Consider the following 25,078-nt stretch of genomic DNA (forward strand, 5'->3'; position numbering starts at 1 on the left):
CCTGCACCGGCGGCGCGCACAATGGCGGCCATGACAGCAGCGGCGATGAATGATGCGCGTACCCGCCAGGCCGATGCCCTGGTGGAAGGCCTGCAGCGCGAGGCCGGCGGCAAGCTGACCGTGTTCCTCGGCGCGGCGCCGGGCGTGGGCAAGACCTACACCATGCTGACCCGCGCGCAGGAACAGCTGCGCCGTGGCGTGGACCTGGTGGTGGGGCTGGTCGAGACGCACGGCCGCGTGGATACCCAGGCCCTGCTGGAAGGCCTGCCGCAGCTGCCGCTGAAGGATGTGGCCTACCACGGCCACGCGCTGCTGGAGATGGACCTGGACGCGGTTCTGGAGCGCCATCCCGCGCTGGTGCTGGTGGACGAACTGGCCCATCGCAACGCACCCGGCAGCCGCCACGAACGGCGCTGGCAGGACGTGATGGAGCTGCTGGACGCCGGCATCGACGTCTGGACCACGGTCAACATCCAGCACCTGGAAAGCCTCAACGACGTGGTGATGCGCATCACCGGCGTGCGGGTGAGCGAGACCGTGCCCGACGGCGTGCTCGACCGCCTGCACGACATCGTGCTGGTGGACCTGCCGCCACGCGAGCTGATCGCGCGCCTGCAGCAGGGCAAGGTGTACGTGCCCGAGCAGGCCGCGCAGGCACTGCAGGCGTTCTTCTCGCCGGCCAACCTGACCGCGCTGCGCGAGCTGGCGATGCAGGAAGCGGCCGACCGGGTCGACAGCAGCCTGCGCGAGACCCGCGCCGCCCGCGGCGAAGGCAACCTTCCGCTGCGCCGCGGCGTGCTGGTGGCCATCGATGGCGGTGGCCAGAGCGAATACCTGGTGCGGGTGGCGCGGCGCATCGCCGAACGCCGTGATGCACCGTGGACGGTGGTGACCGTGCAGGGCCGGCGCCAGGACGAGGCCACACGGCGCGAGATCGACGCGGCCTTCGCGCTGGCCCGGCGGCTGGGCGGCGATGCCGAACTGCTGCATGGCTCGAGCATCGCCGATGCCCTGCTCGACCATGCCGCGCACAACGGTGTGTCGACCCTGGTGCTGGGCCGCACCCGCGAGCGGCCGCTGGCGCGGATGTTCAACCGCACGCTGACCCAGCAGCTGATCCAGCGCGGCGCGCACTACGAGATCACCATCATCAGCACGCCGCAGGCACGCGCACGCGCGCGCCGCGAAGGCCTGCTGCCACCGATGCGCGGGATCAGCCACGAGCCGCTGCAGGCGCTGGTCGCCACGGCGCTGGCCTGCGCGGTGGCGTGGCTGGGCGAACGCTGGGTGGGCATGGCCGACCTGTCGATGGTGTTCATCGTGGCGGTGGTGCTGGTGGCGGCACGCACCCGCGCCAGTGTGGCGGTAATGGCGGCCATCCTGTGCTTCCTGGCCTACAACTTCCTGTTCATCGCGCCGCGCTTCACCTTCGCCATCGGTGCACGGCAGGGCGTGATCACCGTGTTCCTGTTCCTCGCGGCGGCGCTCGTGGCCGGGCGCCTGGCCTCGCGCCTGCGCATGCAGGTGATTGCCCTGCGCGCGGCCAACCGCCATGCGCGTGCGCGCCAGCAGCTGGGCCGGCAGCTGGCCAGCGCGGCCGGCAACGGCGAGGTCGCGCAGGCCGGCAGGCAGGCGCTGGAACAGGCGATGGACGTGCCGGCGTGGCTGCGGATCGGCGCAGACACCGCCACCGGCGGCCGCGCCCAGCCCGGCGATACCGACCTGGCCGCCGCCGACTGGGCCCTGCGCCACGGCCAGCCCAGCGGCCGCTTCACCGACACGCTGGCCGGCGCGCAGTGGTGGTTCCTGCCGCTACTGGATGGCGAGGACCGCGCCGTGGGCGTGGCCGGCCTGTACCTGCCCGGTGCGCAGGCGCGCCTGCTGCCCGAGCAGCGCCAGCTGGCCGAAGCGATGGTCGATGACATCGCCCAGGCCGCACTGCGCACGCGGCTGGTGGCCGAGCTGGAGCAGGCGCATGTGAGCAACGAGACCGAGCGACTGCGCTCGGCCCTGCTGTCTTCGGTATCGCACGACCTGCGTTCGCCGCTGGCGGCGATGATCGGTTCGGCCGACAGCCTGGCCAGCTACGGCAGCGCGATGGACGTGGCCGACCGGCGTGCGCTGCTGGACACCATCCTGGTCGAAGGCGAGCGTCTGGACCGCTACATCCAGAACCTGCTGGACATGACCCGGCTCGGCCACGAAGGGCTGACCATCAACCGCGACTGGATCGGCGTGGACGAGCTGATCGGCTCGGCCGCGCGGCGCCTGCAGCGCTACCAGCCCAAGGTGCGGCTGGAACTGGATATTCCGTCCACGCTGGCGCCGATCTGGGTGCACCCGGCGCTGGTGGAACAGGCAGTGTTCAACGTGATGGAGAACGCCGCCAAATTCTCGCCGCCCGATGCACCGGTGCAGGTGCAGGCACGCGAACGGGACGGGCAGCTGCGCATCGACGTGATCGATGCCGGCCCCGGCATTCCCGATGACGAGCGCGCGCGCATCTTCGACATGTTCTACAGCGTCGAGCGCGGCGACCGCGGCCGCCACGGCACCGGCCTGGGCCTGACCATCTGCCAGGGCATGATCGGCGCCCACGGCGGCAGCGTGCAGGCACTGCCCGGACGCGACGGTCGCGGTACCCTGATCCGCATCACCCTGCCCCTGCTCAAGCCAGCCGCCCACGATGAGCCCGACCCCGACTGATGCCAGCGTGCCGGCCGCGCGCGTGCTGGTGATCGACGATGAAACCCAGATCCGCCGGTTCCTGGACATCAGCCTGCGCGCGCAGGGCTACCAGGTGCGCCAGGCCGCCACCGGAGAGGAAGGCCTGGAAATGGCCGCCAGCGAGGACATGGACCTGGTGATCCTGGATATCGGCCTGCCGGACATGGAAGGCCACGAGGTGCTGGCGCAGCTGCGGCAATGGAGCCAGGTGCCGGTGATCATGCTGACCGTGCGCGCGGGTGAAGCGGAGAAGGTGCGGGCGCTGGATACCGGCGCCAATGACTACGTGACCAAGCCGTTCGGCACGCAGGAGCTGATGGCCCGGGTGCGGGCCCTGCTGCGCACCCGCAGCGTGCCGAGCGACGGCACCCCGCCGGTGTTCGATGATGGCCACCTGCACGTGGACCTGGTGCGCCGCGAAGTGGCGATCGATGGCGAGCCGGTGGCCCTGACCCGCAAGGAGTACGCGCTGCTGTCGCTGCTGCTGCGCAATGCCGGGCGGGTGGTGACCCAGCCGCAGATCCTGCAGGAGATCTGGGGGCCGACGCACCAGCACGACACCCACTACCTGCGCATCCTGGTCGGCAAGCTGCGGCACAAGCTGGGCGATTCGGCGCTGGATTCGCGCTATCTGTTCACCGAACCGGGCGTGGGGTTGCGGTTCAAGGGGTAGATCCACGCCATGCGTGGATGCCGTCATTCTTGAACCTGGGGTCAGAGCCCGTTGCGCGGCAACGGGATCCGACCCCGTGGCCCCCACCCGGCGGGCCCCCCCCAAGCCGGACGCCGGGGGCGGGGCCCCCCCCCCCCCCCGGCGCCACCCCCCGCCCGCCCCCCCCCAGCGCGGCCGGGGGGGCCGGCCCACCCCCGCCCCCACCACGACCGATCAGAAGCCCAGCGCGGTGTCGCCCAGCAGGCCCTGCAGCTGGCTGCGGAACAGCGCCTGGATGCGCTGCAGTGCAGCCTCGTCGTTGCCTTCGAAACGCAGCACCAGCACCGGGGTGGTGTTGGAGGCACGCACCAGGCCCCAGCCGTCGGGATAGTCCACGCGCAGGCCATCGATGGTCGACAGGCGACCGCCGGCATACGGGTTGTCCTCGGACTGCGCCGCGGCCACCAGCATCGCCACCAGCGCATGCGGCGTCCCGGACGCCACCGGCACCTTCAGTTCCGGCGTGGACACCATGTCCGGCAGCTCCTCCAGCACCTCGTGCGGGGTCTCTTCGCGCTGAGCGAGGATTTCCAGCAGGCGGGCGGCGGCGTACAGGCCGTCATCGAAACCAAACCAGCGTTCCTTGAAGAAGAAGTGGCCGCTCATCTCGCCAGCCAGTTCGGCATCGGTCTCGCGCATCTTCGCCTTCATCAGCGAATGGCCGGTCTTCCACATCAGCGGGCTGCCACCGTTGCGCAGCACGTGGTCGGAGAGCTTGCCGGTGCACTTCACGTCGTAGATCACCATCGCGCCGGGGTTGCGCATCAGCACGTCGGCAGCGAACAGCATCAGCAGCCGGTCGGCATAGATGATCCTGCCCTCGCCGGTGACCACGCCCAGGCGGTCGCCATCGCCATCGAAGGCCACGCCAAGGTCGGCGCCGAAGCGCTTGACCGTCTGCACCAGGTCCTCGAGGTTGGCCGGTTCGCTGGGATCGGGGTGATGGTTGGGGAAGGTGCCGTCGACATCGCAGTACAGCGGGATGACCTCGGCGCCGATGGCTTCTAGCAGCTGCGGCGCGAACGCACCGGCCACGCCGTTGCCGGCGTCGGCCACCACCTTCAGCGGACGGTCCAGCTGCACGTCGTCGGCAATGCGCTGGATGTAGTCGGCGGCGACCTCGCGCTGCTGGTAGTCGCCCGGCTCGGCGGCCTGGGCCAGGCGGCCTTCGCTGATGCGCTGGTACAGATCGGTGATCGCATCGCCGGACAGCGTTTCGCCGCCGATGACCACCTTGAAGCCGTTGTATTCGGGCGGGTTGTGGCTGCCGGTCACCGCCACGCAGGTGCCGGTGCGCAGGTGGAAGGCAGCGAAATAGACCAGCGGCGTCGGCGCCAGGCCGATGTCGATGACCGAACAGCCGGCGCGGCGCAGGCCTTCGGCCAGGCTGGCCGACAGCTCCGGGCCGGACAGGCGGCCATCGCGGCCGATCACCACCTCGCGCAGCCCCTGTTCGAGGGCGACGGTGCCGATGGCCTGGCCGATCAGCGCGGCGTTGCGCGCGTTCAACTCGGTGCCCACCACGCCACGGATGTCGTAGGCGCGGAAGATGTCGGCCGGCAGGTCCACCGGCGGCGGCGACGGAACCGCGGGCGGCCCGCCGGCGGTGGCGGCGGCCGCATCGCTGGCCGGCGCCACCGGCGCGACCATCTGCAGGCTTTCGCGCAGGGTCGGGCCCTGGTCGGCCTCGACCGTGGCGCCCCGACGGATCGGCATCGGCAGCGACTTCGGCAGGCGGCCACGTCCCACCACCAGCAGCACGGCGATGAAGGCCAGCAGCAGCGCCACGATGGCACTGGGCAGGGCGCCCAGGCCCAGCGGGCCCGGTTCGATGTTCGGTACGCTGGCGGTCAGCCGCAGCGGGGTGCCCTTGATCGGCCGCGCCATCGCTTCGGCACTGTCGGCCAGGCGGGCGTCACCGTGCGCGACGATGTCGTGCGCGCCTTGGCGCAGGGACAGGAAGCCACTGGACGGCGCGCGCACCTGGTCCAGCGGGCCGGTCAGGCGCAGCAGCGGTTGCCGCACATAGACGACGGCGGGACCCAGCGCGCCCAGCTGCACCGGCGCCGCCAGGCCGAGGCGGTTGCCCCCGCCATCGCGGACCACGCGCAGCCCCGGCTTGCCGTCGGCCAGCACCGATTCCAGCAGCGCCAGGCGGGCGTAACCGAAGGTCGCGCCATCGGCGTAGGCATCGGCCAGTCCGGCAGTCAGCACGTCCACCTGCTCGACCCCGGACCAGCTCTCACGCAGGGCCTGCGCGGCCCCGGCGGCGTCGCCGGCCTGCAGCGACTGCTGCACGCGATCGCCCTTGAGGTGCTGCTGCAGCTGCTGCAGCTGGCCGGTTGCGGCCTGCTGCACGCCCTGCACCGCCTCGTCGCGGGCCTGCGCCAGGGTGTCCCCGTTGGCCTGCTGCCGCCACTGCTGCACGGCGCTCCAGCCGAACCAGCCGGCCAGCAACAACAGCGCCACACCCAGCAACGGCGCATTGCGCCCCATTGACTGCTTCTGCCGTCCTTCCCCGCTGCCGCTCATCAGTCTCCCCCGTCAACGCACCCCGGTATGGCCGAATCCACCCGTTCCCCGCACGCTGTCGGTGAAAGTATCCACCACCTGCAGGCTGACACGGGCGATCGGTACGACAACCAGCTGGGCGATACGGTCGCCCGGCTCGATGGTGAAGGCTTCGCGGCCGCGATTCCAGACGCTGATCAGCAGCGGGCCCTGGTAATCGGCGTCGATCAGGCCGGTGCCGTTGCCCAGCACGATGCCATGGCGGTGGCCCAGGCCCGAGCGCGGCAGGATCACCGCGCACAGGTTCGGGTCGCCGATGTGGATGGCCAGGCCGCTGGGAACCAGCGCGGTATCGCCCGGCTGCAGGGTCAGCGCCGTTTCCAGCGCCGCGCGCAGGTCCATGCCCGCGCTGGCTTCGGTGGCATAGGCCGGCAGCGGCCAGCTGTCGCCGAAGCGCGGGTCGAGCAGCTTCACCTGCAATGCCTGCAGAGGGGCCACCGGAGTGGATGTTGCCTGGGTCATGCCTGAAGCCTCCGCGCGATCAGCGCCAGCAGTTGTTCGGCCAGCTCGCGCTTGGAAGTAGCCGGGAATACCTGTTCGCCGTCCTGCCAGAAGGCGGTGGCGGCATTGTTGTCGCTCTCGAAACCGCCGCCGCTGATGCCCACCTGGTTGGCGATCACCAGGTCCAGGCGCTTGTCGATCAGCTTGCCACGCGCGTATTTCTCCACGTCGTGGGTTTCGGCGGCGAAGCCGACCACCAGCTTCAGCGACTGGGTCTGTGCGGCGACCTCGGCCAGGATGTCCGGCGTGCGCACCAGCTCGATCACCAGCGACTGGCTGTCGGCGGTCTTCTTCAGCTTCTGCGCGGCCACCTGGCGAGGGGTGTAGTCGGACACGGCGGCGGCGCCGATATAGATGTCGGCCGGCAGCGCCTTCAGCACGGCATCGCGCATCTGCGCGGCCGAACGTACGTCCACGCGGTGCACGCCGGGCGGCGTCGGCAGCTGCACCGGGCCACTGACCAGCACCACCTCGGCGCCGAGGGCGGCGGCGGCACCGGCCAGGGCGAAGCCCATCTTGCCGCTGCTGCGGTTGCCGACGTAGCGCACCGGGTCGATGTCTTCATAGGTCGGGCCGGCGCTGATCAGCACGCGCAGGCCCTGCAGCGCGCGGGTTTCCGGCGCGGCGGCGGCAGCCGGAACGCGGCCGCCCAGGCCGGCCAGCGCGGCGACGATGTCGCCCGGCTCGGCCAGCCGGCCGGGACCGGATTCGCCCTCGGCCAGCGGCCCGTCGACCGGGCCGATGACCTGCGCGCCACGCTGGCGCAGCAGGCTGATGTTGGCCTGGGTGGCCGGGTGCAGCCACATGCGGTGGTTCATCGCCGGGCACACGGTAAGCGGCGCGGTGCTGGCCAGGCACAGGGTGCTGACCAGGTCATCGGCGTGGCCCTGGGCCAGGCGTGCCAGCAGATCGGCGGTGCCCGGCGCGACCACGATGCGGTCGGCCCAGCGCGCCAGTTCGATGTGGCCCATGGCCTGTTCGGCGGCGCTGTCCCACAGGGTCGTGCGGGTGGGCTGGCCGGACAGGGCCTGGAAGCTGAGGGGGGTGACGAACTGCTGGGCTCCGGCGGTCATCGCCACCTGGACCAGCGCACCGGCATCACGCAGGCGGCGGACCAGTTCCAGTGCCTTGTAGGCCGCGATCCCGCCGCCGACGCACAACAGCAGTTTCTGGCCTTCCAGCGCGCGGGCCGGCGCGGGGAGGGCGTTGGGAGAATCAGCCACCTGGAAATCCTGTGCAAACGAGGGCGCTAGCTTACCCGATGGCCGGTAACGTCCCGGTACACAGCGCACATAGCGCGCAGCTATCAGCAGATGGAACTCCGGCTACATCGTTTTCCGGGTTGCCCCCCCTTCGATTCGGAACTTTCCTATACCTCAGCCGGCCGCCGCTTCCTCAGAATCACGGTTGGCCCCCTCGGGTGCGCCATCTGGTTTTCCGAGGAGTGCACCGTGCATCCGCGCATCATCATCGCCGACGACCATCCGGTCGTACTGCACGGCATCCGCATCGTGCTCGAACGCCACCAGATGTGCGTCACCGGCGCGGCTGCCGATGGCGCCGGGTTGCTCGACCTGGTCGCCCAGCAGCCCTGCCACGCGGTCCTGACCGACCTTTCCATGCCCGGCACCGGGCCCGACGGCCCCGAGCTGCTGGAGGCGTTGCGCCAGCAGCACCCCGCGTTGCCGGTGGTGGTGCTGACCGGCGCGCGCCACCCGGGGCTGCTGGATGGGCTGCTGCGCGATGGCGTGCAGGGGCTGGTGGACAAGAGCGCTGACTTCGCCGAACTGCCCCAGGCCCTGCGCGCAGTGATGGCCGGCAAGGTGTTCATCTCCCACAAGCTGCGGCGCCTGCTGCAGTCGCGCGATCTGCTGTTCCCGAGACCGCAGGCGACGCTTTCGGCCCGGGAACAGCAGGTCGTGCAGCTGCTGGGCGAGGGCCTGAACGTCAATGCCATCGCCGAGCACGTCGGCCGCAGCGCCAAGACCATCAGCCGGCAGAAGGCCGAGGCCATGCGCAAGCTGGGCCTGGACAACAACCAGGAGTTGTACGACTACCTGCAGGCCCGGCGCGGCTGAGGGATCGGGACTCAACGGGCCGAGGCAGCGCACCCAGGAGCGGCAAGGGCAAGGTCTGCCAGGGGCACCTCCGACCTTACCCGCCAGGGAACCCGCTCTTCACCGCCGTTGCGGTACGCGACGCCCACCAATACGCGGCCGTCCGGGCTGACCAGGGAGCCCTCCCAGCGGGTATCTGCAGGAAGCTCCACGGAGAGTGCCCGCAGCCAGTCCTGCAGACGACACACGCCATTGCTGCGCGTCCAGATCAGTGCCTGGCTCGAAAACGGTTCGGTTCCCAGCAGGATTCCGCCCTGCAGATCCATCCACACGATCGACATTGGCTCGGCGCGATTGATCCCTGCGGCCTGAAGCGACTGCTCCAAAGCGATCTCACCGATCTGGAGCGTGTCATCCGGCACGGGAGCAAGCGAGGAAGGATCGATTTCATCGTTTCGCCACCGTAGCCGCATGGGCACCGCAGGATCGCCGGGTTCAGGCCCGTCGACAGAGAAAATGCCATGAACAACAGCCGGATCCACGTCGTAATGGGTAGGCCGCGTACCGTCGGCTCCTTCAGGCGCCGGAAGAATGCGAAACCCTTCCGCCTCGCTCCACAGGAACGGGCGCTCGTCATCCGGTGAGTGGTAGAGGTACTCCGCGCCCCCGACGACCGTCCCATCAGCGTTCATCGCCAAGCCTTGGTGGGATTGACCGATCGGGGTAACCGCAACCAGTGCGCCATCAGGCAGCCAGCGGTGAGCCTGCATCGCGGTCGAGATCCGAGTCTCCACCAGGATGATCTGACCGTCCCTGCTGATTGCCCAGGCCGAACTGTCTTCCGCTTCGTTCCGCGGTGCCAGCCAACGGTCGCCTTCCTGGCTGGACCATCGGAATGCCTGCGAGAAGCAGCATCCGCGGCGGCCAGTCCCCGCCAGTACGGCGCCATCGAAGCTTGCCGCCATGATGGCAACGTCGCCGCTGGCCAACGAGGGCAGTTCCTCGTACGTTGCAGCAGCGCCGCCTGCCCCGGCCGGGCAAGGCAGCATCGAGATTGAAAGGATGAGGGTCAGGGAAAGTCGCTTCATCAGGCCTCCTGGGCACACCAGTGAAGTCTAGGAACGGCGGCCGGTGGATCCATGAAATTTGTTGCAGATCGGCCTGTCAGGCATCGACTGACCCCTCTCATCCCGGTTTCCTGATTCCGCTGGTGGGGCCAAGCGTCCAAGCTTGAGGCCATGCCCATCCACGACTGGCCACCCGAGGAACGTCCCCGCGAGAAACTGCTGACGCGCGGGCCCACCGCCCTGTCCGATGCCGAACTGCTGGCCCTGTTCCTGGGCTCCGGCTTCGGCGGCCGCGATGCGGTGCAGACCGCGCGCGACCTGCTCGGCAGCCACGGTCCGCTGCGGGTGCTGCTGGACCGCCCCGCCGCCAAGCTGGCCCGCCTGCCCGGGTTGGGGCCGGCACGCAGCTGCACGCTGGTGGCCGGCCTGGAGCTGGCCCACCGCTATCTGGCTGCCGAACTGACCCACGGCGAGAGCGTGGGCGACAACCCGCTGGCGGTCGGCCGCTACCTGCAGCACCGTCTGCGCGGCCAGGCGCGCGAACTGTTCCTGGTGCTGTTCCTGGACAACCGGCACCGCCTGATCGCCTGCGAGGAGCTGTTCGCCGGCACCATCAATACCGCCCCGGTCTACCCCCGCGAGGTGGTGCGGCGGGCCCTGCTGCACAACGCTGCGGCGGTGATCCTCAGCCACAACCATCCCTCGGGCGATCCCGAGCCGTCCGGGGCCGATGCGCGGATCACCGAGGAACTGCAGCAGGCCCTGGCGCTGCTCGACATCCGCCTGCTGGACCACTTCGTCATTGGCGAGGGGCGGCCGGTTTCATTTGCTGAACGCGGCCTGCTGCCGCAGCACCAGCCGCGGCTGTTCGGCTGAGCCCGCTGGCCCCACACGCGCGGCCGCCGGCGGTCGCGCGTCTTCACATGGGCAGGCCCCGGTCAGCGTACGCGCCGGCATCTGCGCTAAAATGGGCGATTCCGCCGCTCATTCTCACAGCAGGCCTCGTGAAAAATCTCCTCCGCGCCCTGATCAGCCAAGGCATCGAAGCCTTGCGCGCCAATGGCACCCTGCCCGCCGACTCCCTGCCGCCGGACTTCGTGGTCGAGCGCCCGAAGACCCGCGACCACGGCGACTTCGCCACCAATGCCGCCATGCTGCTGGCCAAGGCCGCGCGCAGCAACCCGCGCGCACTGGCCCAGGCGCTGGTCGACGCGCTGCCGCGCAGCGAGGACGTCAGCAAGGTCGAGATCGCCGGCCCTGGCTTCATCAACTTCCACCTGGCCCCGGCCGCGTACCAGCGCGAAGCCGCCTCGGTCATCAAGGAAGCCCACGACTACGGCCGCAACCTGTCCGGCAATGGCCGCACGGTGGGCGTGGAGTACGTGTCGGCCAACCCGACCGGTCCGCTGCATGTCGGCCATGGCCGCGCGGCGGCGATCGGCGACTGCGTGGCGCGCGTGCTCGATGCCAACGGCTGGAACGCCAAGCGCGAGTTCTACTACAACGACGCCGGCGTGCAGATCGAGAACCTGGCGCTGTCGGTGCAGGCGCGCATCAAGGGCATCGCCCCGGACCAGGACGGCTGGCCGGAAGGCGGCTACCGCGGTGAGTACATCGCCGACGTGGCCCGCGCCTACCTGGCCGGCGCCAGCGTCGACCTCGAAGGCACCATGGTGGTCGGCGCCAAGGATCCGGACGACATGACCGCGATCCGCCGCTTCGCCGTGGCCTACCTGCGCAACGAGCAGAACCTGGACCTGGCCGCGTTCGGCGTCGACTTCGACATCTACTTCCTGGAAAGCTCGCTGTATGCCGATGGCAAGGTCGCCGAAGCGGTCGCCAAGCTGCAGGCCTCGGGCCACACCTACGAGGAAGGCGGCGCGCTGTGGCTGCGCAGCACCGACTTCGGTGACGACAAGGACCGCGTGATGCGCAAGTCCGACGGCACCTTCACCTACTTCGTGCCGGACGTGGCCTACCACCTGTCCAAGTGGCAGCGTGGCTACGAGCGCGCGATCACCGAACTGGGCGCCGACCACCACGGTTCGCTGGCCCGCGTGCGCGCCGGCCTGCAGGCGATGGAAGTGGGCATCCCGCAGGGCTGGCCGGAATACGTGCTGCACCAGATGGTCACCGTCATGCGCGGTGGCGAGGAAGTGAAGCTGTCCAAGCGTGCCGGCAGCTACTTCACCCTGCGCGACCTGATCGAAGAAGCCGGCCGCGATGCCACCCGCTGGTTCCTGATCGCGCGCAAGCCCGATTCGCAGCTGACCTTCGACATCGACCTGGCCCGCCAGCAGAGCAACGACAACCCGGTGTTCTACGTGCAGTACGCGCATGCCCGCGTCTGCAGCCTGCTGCGCCAGGCGCAGGAGAAGGGCCTGGTGTACGACCAGGGCAACGGCCTGGGCAACCTCGGCCGACTGGCCGACGACGCCTCGCTGCTGCTGATGAACGAAATCTCGCGGTACCCGGAAGTGGTCGAAGCGGCTGGCGTGGCGCTGGAACCGCATCTGGTGGCGCAGTACCTGCGTGAATTGGCGCACGCCTTCCACACGTGGTATCACGGGACGCCGGTGCTGGTGGACGACGCCACCGACCGCAATGCCAAGCTGACCCTGGCCTGCGCCGCGCGCCAGGTACTGGCCAATGGCCTCGACCTCCTGGGCGTCAGCGCCCCGGAAAAAATGTAAGTTTCAGGAGACGCAGTACACATGGCAGCACGACGCGGCAAAAGCCAGGCACGACGCAACAGCAGCAGCCAGGGCACACCCGGATGGGTGTGGCTGGTCGCTGGTGTGGCCATTGCCGCAGTGGTGTTCCTGGCGGCGCCGAACCTGTTCAAGGGCGAAGGCGATGGCTTCCTGCGCGCCGGCCCGCAGCCGAACCCGAACGCGCAGCCGGCCCCGGTTGCCGATGCCGACAGCGATGTCGGCAGCCAGCCGACGGAGGCACCGGCCACGCCGAAGCCCGCTGAACCGGCCAAGCCGGCGGCCACCCAGTACGACTTCTACACCCTGCTGCCGGGCAAGGAAGTCGAGATGTCCGACGCTGAACTGGCCGCCAGCACGCGTGCCGAGGAACTGCGCCGGGCCAAGGCCGAGGCGCAGCGCGCGCAGGCGGCCCTGGAAGGCAAGCCGGTTCCGGCGGCTGCGGCTGCAGCACCGGCGGCGACCCCCAGCGTGGCCAGCACCACCCCGGCCACCAGCACGGCACGCCCGCTGCCAGCACCGCTGAGCGAACGCCCGGCGGCAGCCACGCCGTCGGCTTCGACGGCGGCACCGGCGGCCACCAGCACGGCGGCGACCACGCCGGCCGCGCGTGCGGAGGCTGCGCAGGCGGCTGCCGCGGCACCGGCCGCAGCGCCCGACAACACCCGCTACATCCTGCAGGCCGGCGCCTTCGGTGCGTCCGGCGATGCCGAGGCGACCAAGGCCAAGCTGGCGATGATGGGCCTGGCCGCGCGGGTGGAATCGGCGCAGATCAACGGCAAGACCGTGTACCGCGTGCGCATGGGGCCCTACGGCAGTGCCGGCGAGCTGTCCGAAGCCAAGCAGAAGCTGGATGGCACCGGGCTGCAGGCGATGGCGATCAAGGCGCAGTAAGTTGTTGCGGATGTGAATGAAAAAAGCCGGGCAATGCCCGGCTTTTTGCTTTTGTAGAGTCGAGCCATGCTCGACTGCTCTCGGTGCATTCAACGGCAGTCGAGCATGGCTCGACTCTACAAAAAGCTGCGACCCCGGTCAGCCTTCGCGGGCGACCTGGAAACCGGCGAACGACTGGCTGACCGGCATCAGTTCGAGGCGATTGATGTTCAGGTGCGGCGGCAGCGTGGCCACCCAGAAGATCTGCTCGGCAATGTCTTCGGCAGTCATCGGGTTGGCGCCGGTGTAGAGCTTGTCCGAAGCGGCCTGGTCGCCGTGGGTGCGGACCACGGTGAATTCGGTTTCGGCCATGCCCGGCTCGATCGTGGTCACGCGCACGCCGGTGCCGTGCAGGTCCGAGCGCAGGCCCAGCGAGAACTGGCTGACGAAGGCCTTGGTGCCGCCATAGGCGTTGCCGCCCGGGTACGGGTACACGCCGGCCACCGAGGAGATGTTGATGATCGCGCCCTTGCGCTCGACCAGCAGCGGCAGCAGGCGATGGGTCAGGGTCACCAGGGCGGTGATGTTGGTGTCGATCATGGTGGTCCAGTCCGACAGCTTGGCGCTCTGCGCCGGCGCGGTGCCCTGGGCCAGGCCGGCGTTGTTCACCAGCAGGTCGATGTCACCGAAGGCCGGCGGCAGCGCCAGCAGCGCGGCTTCCATCGCCACCGGGTCGCGCACGTCGAACACGGCGGCGTGCACCACGTCCTTGCCATAGCGGTCGACCAGCGGCTGCAGGCGTTCGCCACGACGGCCGGTGGCGATCACTTTCCACCCGGCCTGGGCGAAGCGATGGACGGCGGCGGCGCCGAAGCCGGAGGTGGCGCCGGTAATCAGGACGGTGCGGGTCATGCAGACAACTCCGTGGGGAACCAGACCCCCATTCTGGCACCGTCGGCCGGTGCCTGCGTTGCCCGATCAGGCCGCGATGGCCGGGCTGGGGGCCTTGCTGGGGTCAGAGCCCTTTGCCTGCGGCAAAGGGATCCGACCCCGGCGCGGGCCCCGGCAGGGTTCAGCGCAGGCGGAACACCCGTGCCTTGGGCAGGTCTTCGTCCACCTGCAGGAACCAGCGCCCGGCGATGCCCGGAATCACTTCGATCTGCGGCGCCTGCAGGGTCTTGCGCAGCTTCATCTGGCCCTTCATCACCTGCCACTGCTGGCCATTGTCGAGGGTGAAGACGGTGCCCGGCTCCCAGCCGGCGACATCGCCCACCACCCGAGCCGTGACCGGGCCTTCTTCCAGGCCCAGGTGCATGGCGGCCGGGGCCGGAACATTGGCGGGCACAGGTGCCGCCGGCTGGGCTGCCACGGCTGCCGGCGCCGGCGCCGCGCTTTCCGCCTCGCGCAGCACCCGGTTCAGTGCCTGCAGCTGTGCCGGGCTCAGCCCCACTTCGGCCAGCTGGGCCGCGTTGAGGCGCTGTTCGACCGGCACGAAGCGGTCCTGGGCGGTGGCGGCAAAGCTGCTGGCGACCAGCAGGGCGGGCAGAAGGAACCGGCGCATCGGCGAAGTCTCAGCGGAAGTGCGCACACTTTGCTACGGCGGGATGACAGTCCGGTGACACGCGCCGGGCCGGTACAATGGGCCATGATCAACAACGATGTACTGCGCAGCGTGCGCTACGCGCTGGACCTGGGCGACCACCACGTGGTGACTCTGTGCCAGATGGCCGACCCCGCCTTCGTGGTCGATACCGCGCAGGTCAAGGCCTGGCTGCGGCGCGACGACGAGGCCGGCTTCGAAGCGATGAACGACGGCGCACTGGCGCACTTCCTGGATGGGCTGATCGTGCACCTGCGGGGTCGCGACGAAAGCCAGCCGCTGCGCGCGGTGGAAACCCGCATCGACAACAACCTGGTGCTGAAGAAGCTGCGCGTGGCCTTCCAGCTGCGCGACGTGGACCTGATGGAGATCTTCGCCAGCGTCGGCTTCAAGGTGTCCAAGTCCGAGCTCGGCGCGCTGTTCCGCCAGCCCGGCCACACCAATTACCGGCGCTGCCTGGACCAGATGCTGCGCAACTTCCTCAAGGGCCTGAGCCTGCGCGTGCGCGGCTGAGCACGGCCTCGACGAAGGCCCGCGCCGCCGGCGTGGGCAGGCGTTGCCAGGCCAGGTGCACGCGCCGGGTCGGGGTGGGCTGCAGCGGTATCCGCACCACCCCCTCGAAGCCCTGCGCGATCAGCACCGGCACGATGCCCACCGCCAGGCCATGGCGGACGAAGCGCTCGATCAGCTCCATCTGGTTGACCTCGAAACGCACCTGATGCGGCAGGCCCGCCGCGGCGAATGCATCGTCGGTCTGCCGGCGCGCGCCAGTGCCGCGCGCGAAATCCACCAGCGCCTCGTCCTGCAGCAGGGCCAGCGGCAACCGCGCCTGCCCGGCCAGCCTATGCGTCGGCGCCACCACCGCCACCAGATCCTCTTCCTGCAGCATCTGGTGGCAGACGCCATCCAGGCTGGCCGACGGTGCCAGCCCGACCAAGGCGACATCCAGTTCACGCGCCTGCACCTGCGCGATCAGGGTTTCACTCTTGTCCACGCGCAGCTGGAATTCCACCTGCGGGTAGGCCTGGCGGAAGGTGGCGAGGATGGCCACCACGTCGATGTCGGTGAGCGAGGAGATCTGTCCGATCGCCAACGTGCCACGCACCTCGCCGGTCACTGCCGCCACGTCGGCGCGCAGGTGGCGCAGGCTGGCCAGCACCTGCCGTGCATGCACCAGCAGCGCCTCGCCGGCCGGCGTGACCCGCACCTGCCGCGGCAGGCGTTCGAACAGCGGCGTACCCAGTTCCGCTTCCAGATGCGCGATCTGGTGGCTCAGCGCCGACTGCACCACATGGCAGCGCGCGGCGGCACGGGTGAAGTTGCCCTCCTCGGCCAGGGCCACGGCAAATTCGAGCTGCTTGAGGTTCATGCGGTCTGCCTCGGGCGTCCATCTGAATTTCAGATGCCAAGGATGATGATGATTCATTTCCATCATCACTGCAGCAGGAGGACACTGTGCTCCCCACGTTCTGGAATGCCCCGTGAGCCCGTCCCTCCCTCCCCTGCACCGCTGGCAGGTGCTGCTGATGTCGGTTGCCACCGGCGTGGCGGTGGCCAGCAACTACTACGCGCAGCCGCTGCTGCACACCATCGCCGATGCCTTCGGTGTGCCGTTCGGCCAGATCGGGATGGTGGTGACCGCTGCCCAGCTGAGCTACGCCGCCGGCCTGATCCTGCTGGTGCCGCTGGGTGACCTGTTCGAACGCCGCCGCCTGATCGTGGTGATGAGCCTGCTCTCGGCCAGCGGGCTGGTCATCAGCGCGTGTGCGCCCTCGCTGACCTGGCTGCTGGTGGGCACGGCCATCACCGGCCTGTTCTCGGTCGTGGCGCAGGTGCTGGTGCCATTCGCCGCAACCCTGGCCGCGCCGGAGCATCGCGGCCGCGTGGTCGGCACGCTGATGAGCGGGCTGCTGCTGGGCATCCTGCTGGCACGTACCGTGGCCGGCCTGCTGTCCAGCCTGGGCGACTGGCGCCTGGTCTATGCCATCGCCGCCGCCGTGCTGGTGCTGACCGCACTGGCCCTGCAGCGCGGGCTGCCGCGCTTCCACCACACCGCCGGCCTGGGCTATTTCGCCCTGCTTCGGTCGATCGGCACGCTGTTCGTGCAGGAGCCGGTGCTGCGCCAGCGCACCCTGCTGGGCGCGTGCAGCTTCGCCATGTTCGCCATCTTCTGGACCCCGCTGGCCTTCCTGCTGGCACAGCCGCCGTACGAATACAGCGACGCCACCATCGGCCTGTTCGGCCTGGTTGGTGCCGCCGGCACCCTGGCGGCGGGGCTGGCCGGGCGCATGTCCGACCGTGGCCAGACCGGCCGCGCGACCGCCATCGCGCTGGTGATGCTGCTGCTGTCCTGGCTGCCGCTGGGCCTGTCGGCGCACTCGCTGCTGGCGCTGCTGGTGGGCGTGGTGGTGCTGGACCTGGCCGCGCAGCTGCTGCACGTGAGCAACCAGAACCTGATCTATGCGCTGCAGCCGGACGCACGCAACCGCCTCAACGCCGGCTACATGACCGGCTACTTCATCGGCGGCTCGCTGGGGTCGTTGCTGTCGGCGCAGGTCTACCAGCACTTCGGCTGGACCGGGGTGTGCGTGGCCGGCGCCGCGGTGGGCGTGTTGGCCCTGCTGCTGTGGCTGCCCGGCGCGTGGCGTGCGCGCCAGGCGGCCATCGCCCGCTAGAAGCTGCCCTGCAGGGCCAGCTCCCAGCGCCCGCCGGCATTGCCGGGGAACAACCGGCGTGCGGCATTGTCGGTGTCGTGCACGGTCGCACGCAGTTCCCACGCCGGTGCCAGGGTGGCGATGGCGCTGAGCTGGCCATGCAGGTAGTCCGGGCCCTGGGCGTCGGCCAGCCAGTAGTGGCCGACCGCCGCTTCCAGGCGGAAACGCTCGTTCAAGGGCAGGCGGCCGCCCAGCTGCGCGTAGGTGCCGCGATGGCCACCGGCCAGGGCATCGCTGGAATGGGCCAGCTGCAGCCACGCCCGCTGCTTCCAGCTGAGGGTGGCACCCAGTTCGGTCCAGTCCAGCGCGCGGCCGGTGCCCGGGTACAGGTAGCGGGTGACGTTGGCGTCCAGGCTCCAGTCCTGCGCCACGGCACCGGACCAGCCGGCCACCAGATCGAATTCACTGCGCGCACCGATGTCCGGGGTGAACGATACGTTCGACCCCCACACGCTGGCATACAGGCCCGATGGCAGCGCCAGCTTCGCCCCGGCCTGCACCGCCGGGTCGCCACCGGTCTGCGAGCTGCCGCGCCACACGTAATCGCTGGTCACCGCCATGTTGCCGCTGGCCTGCACCTGCGCCTGCGCGCTGCCGATGCCGAGCAGGCCGGCCACCAGTGCGGCCACGGCCGCGCTCATCCCCTTGCTGTCCACTGCGTGGTATTCCTCGTCGAAGGCGGTCGTGCCGCCGGGACGGCAGTGTCGGCGCCGGGGCCGTAACGGATCGATGGCGCAGCGCCAGGGTTCGCGCAAATTCGACGTAAAGCGCACGGGCTCGACGAAAGCGAAGGGGCTCGACGGTTGCCGGGGTATCATGGCGCCCTGTTAAAAGGAGCCCTGCGTGGACGCCATCCTGACCCCGGTATCGATCGGCGAGCTGATCGACAAGATCACCATCCTCGAGATCAAGGCCGAGCGCATCGACGATGCCGCCAAGCTGGCCAACATACGCACCGAACTGGACGGCCTGCTGCCGTTGCTGCAGCAGCAGCTGCAGGCGCAGCCGGCGCTGGGCGCGCTGCGCACCCAGCTCAAGGCCATCAACGAACGCATGTGGGACATCCAGGACCAGCTGCGCGACAAGGAAGCAGCCCAGGTCTTCGATGATGCGTTCATCCAGCTGGCGCGCGGCGTCTACGGCACCAATGGCGAGCGCATCGTGGTGAAGAACGAGATCAACCGCGTGGCCGGCTCGGCGCTGGTGGAAGAGAAGCAGTACCAGGGCGAGTAAACCCCTGCGTCACCCGCACTCAAGCAGATGGCGGATGCGGAACAGCTCGCCATCGCTGTGGATGCCCAGCTTCTGGTAGGCGGCTTTCTTCTGCGTGCTGATGGTGCTCGCCGAGCGCTGGAAGCGGCGCGCCACTTCACCGGTGCTGCAGCCCTGCAGCACCAGCCGCAGGACTTCGCGTTCACGCCGGCTGAGCGGCGTCAGCGCCAGCGCCGGGGTGCGCCGCGTGCGCGAACGGTTGAGCTGCGTGCGCAGTTCCGGCGGCACGAAGCGGCCACCGCGGGACACCGTATCCAGCGCGCGCAGCAGCATGTCCGGCGACGTCGCCTTGGACAGGAAGCCGCGCGCACCGGCCTGCATCGCCGTGGCCACCGTGCTGGCGTTGCAGTGGGCCGACAGCACCAGTACCGGCAGGCGCGGCCAGCGCTGCGTCAGTTCGCGCAGCAGGGCCAGGCCATCGCCGAGGTCGCCCAGCGGCAGGGCGTCGATCACCAGCAGATCCACCGCGTGCGGGTCCTGCTGCAGCAGTTCGAGCAGGGGCGCTTCGTCGGCGAAGCTGGCACAGACCTGCACGCCGCTGTGCTGGCTCAACAGTACTTCCAGGCCCAACCGCAGGACCGGGTGCGGATCCAGCAACGCCAGCCGGCGCGGCCGATCGGGAAGCAGGGGAGAAAGCGCAGGTGGCATCTCGGCAAGCCCTGTTGGACAGGACTGTCATCCTGGGACTGCTCTGGCAGCAGCGGAATCCAATTTATTGCAATGCAACAAACGACATCCTGCGCAGTCACCCTGCGTTCCGGTTTGTCAGAACGCAACAGGCCCGGCAATGCCGGGCCTGTCGATGCACATGCAGCGCGCGGACGCGCTGCGCTGTGGTTTACCAGCTGAAGCGCGGGCCGACGGTGTATTCCTTGTCGCCGTGGCGGTTCATCTTCAGCTCGCCGTTCAGGCCCCAGTTCTGGTTGAGCTTGACCTGGCCACCCAGGCGGCCGTACCACTGGCCGTCCAGATCCACGCCGTGCTTCTTCGAATAATCTTCGTAACCGACCAGGCCGTAGACTTCGGCGTGCGGACCGAAGGCGGTGCGGATACCGGCTTCAGCGCTGTAGCCGTTGAGATCCAGGCCGTGCTTCTGGTCGAACTTCTGGTAGGCGACGCGGGCAACGAAGTCGCTCGACGGAGCGATTTCGACGTTGTAGCCGGCACCGACCTTCCACTGGTCGACCTTGATGTTGGTGTGGTCGACTTCCTGGCGGCTGTACTCACCGAAGGCATGGAAGTTCGGCAGGAAGCCGTAGGAACCCTTGACGCCCCAACCGTCGGCCTTGACGCCATCAACGTCGGTCTTGGCGTAGTCGGCTTCAGCGTAGTTGTAGGACAGGTTCTCGGCGGCCGAGGCAGTGAACGGCAGGGCAGCGGCCAGCGCCAGGGCAATCAGCGAATTCTTCATGGGGGTACACCTTTACTTTCTTATGTTGTGCAGCAGCGCCAGGGCGCCATCGCATCGGGAATGTAAATTCTCCGTTATTCGCCACAACGCTCCCTGAAAACAGCGACCTTCGCATTGCTGAATTTTTTGGCTTGATTCAGGCACTTTCAGGCATACGCGCGCGGTGCGCGTGCCTATGGATACCGACACCATCTGCAACAGGAGGTTGCCTTGCACATCACCCGTACCCTGGCTTCGGGCATGCATGCCGCATTGCTCGCATGCGCAGCATTCTTCCCGCCCGCATCGGCACAGTCGTTGGAGGCCGCTGACTATCAGCGCGCCGAACGCGTGCATGACAGCCATCTGCGCAAGGCACTGCGCAACGCCACGATCGTGCCGAACTGGCTGGCCGATGGCCGCCTCTGGTACGAACGCGAGGATGCACACGGCCGGCGTCAGGTGGTACTGGTCGACCCGGAACGGGGTACGCGGGACATCATGTTCGAACCGGCCACGCTGGATCGTGCACTGGAACCCCTGGGTACCAGCGGCCCGCAGCTGCGCGTGGTTGGCATACAGGCGGAGGCGGAAGGGCTGCGCCTGCAACTACGCAGCAACGATGCGGCCATCACCTGCCAGTGGCCACGGTGGCAGTGCGCGCGAATGGAAGAAGCAGGGGCACCGCCTGATGCCCTCCCCTCGCCGGCAGGCGATGCCTGGCTGCAGGTGCGCGACAACAACCTGTGGCTGCAGCGTCGTGGTTCGGCTGCACGCGCATTGACCCAGGGGGGAGTGGCCAGTCATGGCTACGGTGTGCTGCCCGATTTCAGCCTGCGTGGCATTCCACGCCGGCACGGTTCGCTTCCTGCGCGACCGTTCGCCACCAGCTGGTCAGCGGATGGGCGATACATCGCCGGTATCCGCTACGACGAACGCGCGCTGCTGGATTACCCGTATCTGGAAAGCACGCCGGTCGACAGCGCGCGGCCACGCGTGCACACCGTGAAGCTGGGCCTGCTGGCGGATGCGCAGCAGGTGCGCGACAGCCTGTACGTGGTCGATACCCACCGCGGGACGCAGCATGACATCGCGCTGCCCGACGGCTGGAATACTTTGGGCGAAGCCGGCGTGCTTGGCTGGGACGGCGACCGGCTGTATGCCGCGATCGTGCACGCCGGTGTGCCACGCAGGCTGCGGCTGGTGGAAATCAATGCCGCAACTGGCGCGCTGCGTACGGTGCTCGAGGAAGCCAGGGATACCCGCTTGCAGCTCAATGTGTACGCGTACAACCGGGCCGCCGTAGCAATCCTGCCCGGCCAGGACGCCGCGGTATGGTTCTCACAGCGCGATGGCCAGGGCCACCTGTACCGGGTACGGCTCTCCGATGGCAAAGTGATGCGCCAGCTGACGCGCGGCCCTTGGGTCGTGCGTGATCTGCTGGGCGTGGACACCCGCGGTGGATGGGCCTACTTCAGCGCGGGAGGCGTCGAATCCGGCGATCCCTACGTTCGTAGCCTCTACCGCGCATCACTGCGGGACGGCGTGATCCAGCCCGTGGCCGCCGATGGGATGGACCATCAAGCCGACGCCGGAACCGGCGCACTGTTTGGGGGGCGCCCTCCACAGGCACTGTCACCACGCGGCGACTATCTGGTCGATACCGTTTCCAGCCTTGGACAACCGCCACGCACGGTGCTGCGCGCCAGTGATGGCGGCCGCGAAGTGATGGTGCTGGAAGAAGCCGATACCCGGGCCGTCGTCGCAGCGGGCTGGCGCCCGCCCCGCCGCGAACGGCTGCTGGCCGCCGATGGCCGCACGCCGGTATTCGCCACGGTTTACCTGCCGCCTGGCTACCGCGATGACGGACGTTTCCCGGTGATCGATGCGATGTACGGCGGCTCCTTCATCAGCAATGCACCTGTGACCTACGCCGAGGCAGTATCGGCAGCGAATCCGGTCTCCCGCGCAAGCCTGGCCGAGCTGGGGTTTGTTGTAGTCAGCATCGATGCCCGCGGCACGGGAGGCCGTGACAAGGCCTTCCATGACAGCAGCTTCCTGAATGGCGCCGACGTGCAGCTGGACGACCACGTTGCCGCACTTCAGCAACTGGGCCAACGTTACCGGGGCATGGACTTGCAGCGGGTGGGCATCTACGGGCATTCATTCGGGGGTTACAGCGCTGCGCGCGCCCTGCTGCGCTACCCCGCGTTCTACAAGGTAGGCGTGGCTTCGGCAGGCAGCCACCGTTTCCAGGGCATGTATGGCGGCGCCATTCATGGCATGGACCGGTTGTTCGGTGGCGTGCTGCCGCCTGCCACCCTCGACGATGGGCTGCCGGCCCCCTTTGCCGGGCTCGACAATGCAGCCCTGGCCGGCAACCTGCGCGGCCACCTGCTGCTGGTGTATGGCGAGCTGGACGAGAACGCGCCACCCGCGCTGACGCTGCAGCTGGCAGCGGCATTGAACCAGGCCCAGCGGGAATACGACCTGCTGTACCTTGCGCGCCAGGACCACGAACTGTTCCGCAATGACGCCACGTACACGCACCGCATGTGGGACTACTTCGTGCGCCACCTGATGGGTCAGCAGCCGCCGGACACAATGCTGAGACCACTGCCCGGTGGCCCACGCTGAACGGGTACGGTCCCGTTGTCGATTTCCCCCATGCCGGTTCGTCGGGTCATTGAAGGCCGTGCATGTGGCACGGCCCGCCTCGGAGGCAAGCGATGAGTTACATCGATGGTTTCGTCCTGGCGGTGCCCACCGCCAACAAGGAAAAATTCCTCGCCCACGCGCGCAGCGGCGACGTGGTGTTCATCGAATACGGTGCCCTGCGCGTGGTCGAGTGCTGGGGCGATGACGTGTCGCACGGCAAGACCACCGACTTTTTCGGCGCGGTGAAGGCCACGCCGGATGAAACGGTGGTGTTCTCCTGGATCGAGTGGCCGGACAAGGCCACCCGCGATGCCGGCATGAAGAAGATGATGGAAGACCCGCGGCTGGACCCGGCGCAGAATCCGATGCCGTTCGACGGTGCGCGGATGATCTACGGCGGCTTCGTTCCGATCTACGAACTGACCGCCTGAGTAACGATGCCCCGGGCCGGGCGCGCGCGCTCAGCGCGCGTCCGTGTCCTCACTGCCCGCCGCATGGCCGGCGCCCAGTGCGGCGCCGGCACCCAGGCCCAGGCCACCCATGCCGCCGCCCATGCCCCCTCCTCCACCGCCGCCGCGGCCGCCCTTGGCATCGCCGTCGTTGCGCGCCTTGCCGCTGCCACCACCGCTGCCACCGGGCCGGGTCGGCCCCTGCGGCGGAATGCGCAGATCGCTTGGGATGGGTGCAAGGTCGAGGGCTTCGCGCACGAAGTCACGCAGCGACACCACCAGTGTGTGGGTGTGCACCGGCCGGCCCTGTGCCAGTTCCTCGGCCGCGCGCGCCGCCAGGCGTACCTGTTCGTCGGTGCCCAGCAGCAGGATGTCCGACAGGGCCGCTTCCACGGCATCGCGGATGCGCCGGGCACGGTCCGAACCGGGCTCGGCGATGCCGTGTTCGGCTTCGCGCTGGCGCAGGTCGCGGCGATGGGTGGGGTCCACGCCCAGCTCACCGGTGAACGAACCGCCCAAGGTCTTGTAGGCGGCCATCAGCGTGCGCAGGCGTTCGTTGATCTGCCGGTTCTCGCGCTCGCGGCGCTGCTGCAGGGTCTGCATCACCAGCAGGCGGATGCCCACGCCCAGCAGGGTGATGAGGACCAGGCCGGCCAGGGTGGAGAGCACGCCCTGCCAGGAACTGAAATCGATGCCGCGCATGCCCGGGGCTCCAGCGGGAGGAACCTGCATCTTGCCGCAAAGCCCGCCCCTGAAATGCGAAAGGCCCTCCCGCCCGGGGGGCGGAAGGGCCTTCTGTCACCGCGCGATTACTTGCGCTTGGCGACCTTGCGCACGGCCTTGGCCGGAGCCTTCTTGGCAGCGGCCTTCTTGGCGACGACCTTCTTGGCCGGTGCCTTCTTGGCGGCAACCTTCTTCAGCGGCGCAGCCTTCTTGGCCACGGCCTTCTTGGCGACGGCGACCTTCTTGCCGCCAACCTTCTTGGCAGCAGCGGTCTTCTTGGTTGCAACCTTCTTGGTGGCTGCAACCTTCTTGCCGACGACCTTCTTGGCAGCGGCGGTCTTCTTGGTGGCGACCTTCTTGGTGGCGGCAACCTTCTTGCCGACAACCTTCTTCGCAGCCACGGCCTTCTTGCCGGCGACCTTCTTGGCAGCCACGGTCTTCTTGGCCACGGCCTTCTTGGCGGTGGCGACCTTCTTGCCGACAACCTTCTTGGCGGCCGCGGTCTTCTTGGCAACGGTCTTCTTGGCGACGGCAGCCTTCTTGGTGGCGGCCTTCTTCACGGTGGCGACCTTCTTGCCGGCAGCCTTGGTGGCGGCCTTGGTGGTCTTCTTGGCCGCAGCGGCCTTCTTGGTCACGGCCTTGCCGGCAGCAGCCTTCTTCTTGGCCACTTCCTTCTTCAGGGCAGCGGCTTCGGCCTTGGCGTTCTTCTTGGCGGCTTCCAGCTTCTGCTTCGCCTTGGCGACGGTCTTGCCGACCGACTTGGCAGCATTGTCAGCCTTCTTGGCAACGGTCTTCTCGACCTTGGCCACGGCCTTCTTGGCCTTGGCAACGCGGGTACCGGCAGCCTTGGAGGCGCGCTTGACAGTCTTCTTGACCGACTTCACGGCGTCTTCGGCGGCGTGGGCGATGGTCTCGCCAACGTTGGCGGCGGTTTCTTTAACGTTCTCGACGGCGTCGGTCACGACCGACACACCATTACCGTTGCTCATGTTGCCCTCCTGGGGGCCTGGATTGTCAAAACGGGGCGATGCTATACCGACATTGTCCATCGTG

At 68.8% G+C, this 25,078-nt stretch carries 23 protein-coding genes; 11 read left to right on the plus strand and 12 right to left on the minus strand.

Annotated features, from left to right (window positions below):
• The first annotated feature begins 45 nt into the window (after nucleotides 1–45).
• Nucleotides 46–2,706 carry an ATP-binding protein gene (locus ACVOK1_RS03610; RefSeq protein ID WP_481561141.1) on the plus strand — a complete coding sequence of 887 codons (2,661 nt, stop codon included), beginning with the start codon at nucleotides 46–48 and terminating at the stop codon, nucleotides 2,704–2,706.
• Nucleotides 2,687–3,400, plus strand: a complete 714-nt coding sequence (locus ACVOK1_RS03615; protein WP_481561142.1) for a response regulator transcription factor — start codon at nucleotides 2,687–2,689, stop codon at nucleotides 3,398–3,400. The genes ACVOK1_RS03610 and ACVOK1_RS03615 overlap by 20 nt, the downstream gene beginning before the upstream one ends.
• A gap of 213 nt (nucleotides 3,401–3,613) precedes the next feature.
• On the opposite strand, the gene ACVOK1_RS03620 is transcribed toward ACVOK1_RS03615, so the two are convergent.
• From ACVOK1_RS03620 to coaBC, 3 genes are read right to left on the minus strand one after another with little or no spacing between them, the layout of a single operon-like run.
• On the minus strand, nucleotides 3,614–5,971 hold the full coding sequence (locus ACVOK1_RS03620; protein ID WP_481561143.1) for a phosphomannomutase/phosphoglucomutase: 2,358 nt from the start codon (nucleotides 5,969–5,971) through the stop codon (nucleotides 3,614–3,616).
• 12 nt (nucleotides 5,972–5,983) lie between these two features.
• Nucleotides 5,984–6,472: a dUTP diphosphatase gene (gene dut, locus ACVOK1_RS03625; protein ID WP_079224983.1), complete on the minus strand. Its 489-nt coding sequence runs from the start codon at nucleotides 6,470–6,472 to the stop codon at nucleotides 5,984–5,986.
• Nucleotides 6,469–7,734: a bifunctional phosphopantothenoylcysteine decarboxylase/phosphopantothenate--cysteine ligase CoaBC gene (gene coaBC, locus ACVOK1_RS03630; protein ID WP_481561144.1), complete on the minus strand. Its 1,266-nt coding sequence runs from the start codon at nucleotides 7,732–7,734 to the stop codon at nucleotides 6,469–6,471. Before coaBC ends, dut begins: the two co-directional genes overlap by 4 nt.
• A gap of 228 nt (nucleotides 7,735–7,962) precedes the next feature.
• Between coaBC and ACVOK1_RS03635 the strand changes: the two genes are divergently transcribed.
• Nucleotides 7,963–8,589 (plus strand): response regulator, encoded by a 627-nt coding sequence (locus tag ACVOK1_RS03635; protein ID WP_481561145.1) that lies wholly within the window; start codon nucleotides 7,963–7,965, stop codon nucleotides 8,587–8,589.
• Between the two features lie 11 nt (nucleotides 8,590–8,600).
• On the opposite strand, the gene ACVOK1_RS03640 is transcribed toward ACVOK1_RS03635, so the two are convergent.
• The gene (locus tag ACVOK1_RS03640; protein ID WP_481561146.1) at nucleotides 8,601–9,656 is read right to left on the minus strand and encodes a hypothetical protein; all 1,056 of its coding nucleotides are present in this window, start codon (nucleotides 9,654–9,656) and stop codon (nucleotides 8,601–8,603) included.
• 150 nt (nucleotides 9,657–9,806) lie between these two features.
• Here ACVOK1_RS03640 and radC point away from each other — a divergent pair, with 150 nt between their 5' ends.
• From radC to ACVOK1_RS03655, 3 genes are all read left to right on the plus strand, one after another.
• Nucleotides 9,807–10,511 (plus strand): RadC family protein, encoded by a 705-nt coding sequence (gene radC / locus ACVOK1_RS03645; RefSeq protein WP_481561147.1) that lies wholly within the window; start codon nucleotides 9,807–9,809, stop codon nucleotides 10,509–10,511.
• Nucleotides 10,512–10,639: 128 nt separating this feature from the next.
• Nucleotides 10,640–12,328, plus strand: coding sequence for an arginine--tRNA ligase (argS, locus tag ACVOK1_RS03650; RefSeq protein WP_116865390.1), 1,689 nt, complete (start codon nucleotides 10,640–10,642; stop codon nucleotides 12,326–12,328).
• 21 nt (nucleotides 12,329–12,349) lie between these two features.
• Nucleotides 12,350–13,240: an SPOR domain-containing protein gene (locus ACVOK1_RS03655; RefSeq protein WP_481561148.1), complete on the plus strand. Its 891-nt coding sequence runs from the start codon at nucleotides 12,350–12,352 to the stop codon at nucleotides 13,238–13,240.
• Nucleotides 13,241–13,378: 138 nt separating this feature from the next.
• On the opposite strand, the gene ACVOK1_RS03660 is transcribed toward ACVOK1_RS03655, so the two are convergent.
• Together ACVOK1_RS03660 and ACVOK1_RS03665 are read right to left on the minus strand one after the other, a co-directional pair.
• Nucleotides 13,379–14,131: an SDR family NAD(P)-dependent oxidoreductase gene (locus ACVOK1_RS03660; protein WP_108767469.1), complete on the minus strand. Its 753-nt coding sequence runs from the start codon at nucleotides 14,129–14,131 to the stop codon at nucleotides 13,379–13,381.
• A gap of 160 nt (nucleotides 14,132–14,291) precedes the next feature.
• The gene (locus tag ACVOK1_RS03665) at nucleotides 14,292–14,780 is read right to left on the minus strand and encodes a hypothetical protein (protein ID WP_481561149.1); all 489 of its coding nucleotides are present in this window, start codon (nucleotides 14,778–14,780) and stop codon (nucleotides 14,292–14,294) included.
• An 84-nt stretch (nucleotides 14,781–14,864) separates the two neighbouring features.
• On the opposite strand from ACVOK1_RS03665, the gene ACVOK1_RS03670 reads away from it, so the two are divergent.
• On the plus strand, nucleotides 14,865–15,332 hold the full coding sequence (locus tag ACVOK1_RS03670; RefSeq protein ID WP_481561150.1) for a YehS family protein: 468 nt from the start codon (nucleotides 14,865–14,867) through the stop codon (nucleotides 15,330–15,332).
• Here ACVOK1_RS03670 and ACVOK1_RS03675 read toward each other — a convergent pair.
• Complete coding sequence (locus ACVOK1_RS03675; RefSeq protein WP_481561151.1) at nucleotides 15,301–16,188, minus strand: LysR family transcriptional regulator; 888 nt, start codon at nucleotides 16,186–16,188, stop codon at nucleotides 15,301–15,303. The two genes, ACVOK1_RS03670 and ACVOK1_RS03675, sit on opposite strands and share 32 nt — an antisense overlap.
• A 157-nt stretch (nucleotides 16,189–16,345) precedes the next feature.
• Here ACVOK1_RS03675 and ACVOK1_RS03680 point away from each other — a divergent pair, with 157 nt between their 5' ends.
• Nucleotides 16,346–17,494 (plus strand): MFS transporter, encoded by a 1,149-nt coding sequence (locus tag ACVOK1_RS03680; RefSeq protein WP_481561191.1) that lies wholly within the window; start codon nucleotides 16,346–16,348, stop codon nucleotides 17,492–17,494.
• Here ACVOK1_RS03680 and ACVOK1_RS03685 read toward each other — a convergent pair.
• Nucleotides 17,491–18,189, minus strand: coding sequence for a TorF family putative porin (locus ACVOK1_RS03685; RefSeq protein ID WP_108767464.1), 699 nt, complete (start codon nucleotides 18,187–18,189; stop codon nucleotides 17,491–17,493). The genes ACVOK1_RS03680 and ACVOK1_RS03685 overlap by 4 nt on opposite strands.
• 187 nt (nucleotides 18,190–18,376) lie before the next feature.
• On the opposite strand from ACVOK1_RS03685, the gene ACVOK1_RS03690 reads away from it, so the two are divergent.
• Complete coding sequence (locus ACVOK1_RS03690; RefSeq protein WP_481561152.1) at nucleotides 18,377–18,766, plus strand: DUF6165 family protein; 390 nt, start codon at nucleotides 18,377–18,379, stop codon at nucleotides 18,764–18,766.
• 9 nt (nucleotides 18,767–18,775) lie between these two features.
• Here ACVOK1_RS03690 and ACVOK1_RS03695 read toward each other — a convergent pair whose 3' ends face one another.
• Together ACVOK1_RS03695 and ACVOK1_RS03700 are read right to left on the minus strand one after the other, a co-directional pair.
• Entirely contained in the window at nucleotides 18,776–19,453 is a 678-nt protein-coding gene (locus ACVOK1_RS03695; protein ID WP_200751738.1) for a response regulator transcription factor, read from the minus strand.
• Nucleotides 19,454–19,643: 190 nt separating this feature from the next.
• A complete protein-coding gene (locus tag ACVOK1_RS03700; RefSeq protein ID WP_108767462.1) occupies nucleotides 19,644–20,216 on the minus strand; it encodes an OmpO family porin in 573 nt (190 codons plus the stop codon).
• Nucleotides 20,217–20,456: 240 nt separating this feature from the next.
• Here ACVOK1_RS03700 and ACVOK1_RS03705 point away from each other — a divergent pair, with 240 nt between their 5' ends.
• Together ACVOK1_RS03705 and ACVOK1_RS03710 are read left to right on the plus strand one after the other, a co-directional pair.
• Nucleotides 20,457–22,832, plus strand: coding sequence for a S9 family peptidase (locus ACVOK1_RS03705; protein ID WP_481561192.1), 2,376 nt, complete (start codon nucleotides 20,457–20,459; stop codon nucleotides 22,830–22,832).
• 92 nt (nucleotides 22,833–22,924) lie between these two features.
• Complete coding sequence (locus ACVOK1_RS03710; protein ID WP_481561153.1) at nucleotides 22,925–23,284, plus strand: DUF1428 domain-containing protein; 360 nt, start codon at nucleotides 22,925–22,927, stop codon at nucleotides 23,282–23,284.
• A 30-nt stretch (nucleotides 23,285–23,314) separates the two neighbouring features.
• Here the strand turns inward: ACVOK1_RS03710 and ACVOK1_RS03715 are convergent, their stop codons facing one another.
• Both ACVOK1_RS03715 and ACVOK1_RS03720 read right to left on the minus strand, forming a co-directional pair.
• Complete coding sequence (locus tag ACVOK1_RS03715; protein WP_481561154.1) at nucleotides 23,315–24,004, minus strand: hypothetical protein; 690 nt, start codon at nucleotides 24,002–24,004, stop codon at nucleotides 23,315–23,317.
• A 107-nt stretch (nucleotides 24,005–24,111) separates the two neighbouring features.
• Nucleotides 24,112–25,014 (minus strand): histone, encoded by a 903-nt coding sequence (locus ACVOK1_RS03720; protein ID WP_481561155.1) that lies wholly within the window; start codon nucleotides 25,012–25,014, stop codon nucleotides 24,112–24,114.
• Between the last annotated feature and the right edge of the window lie 64 nt (nucleotides 25,015–25,078).

Source organism: Stenotrophomonas sp. STEN087, assembly GCF_056759115.1.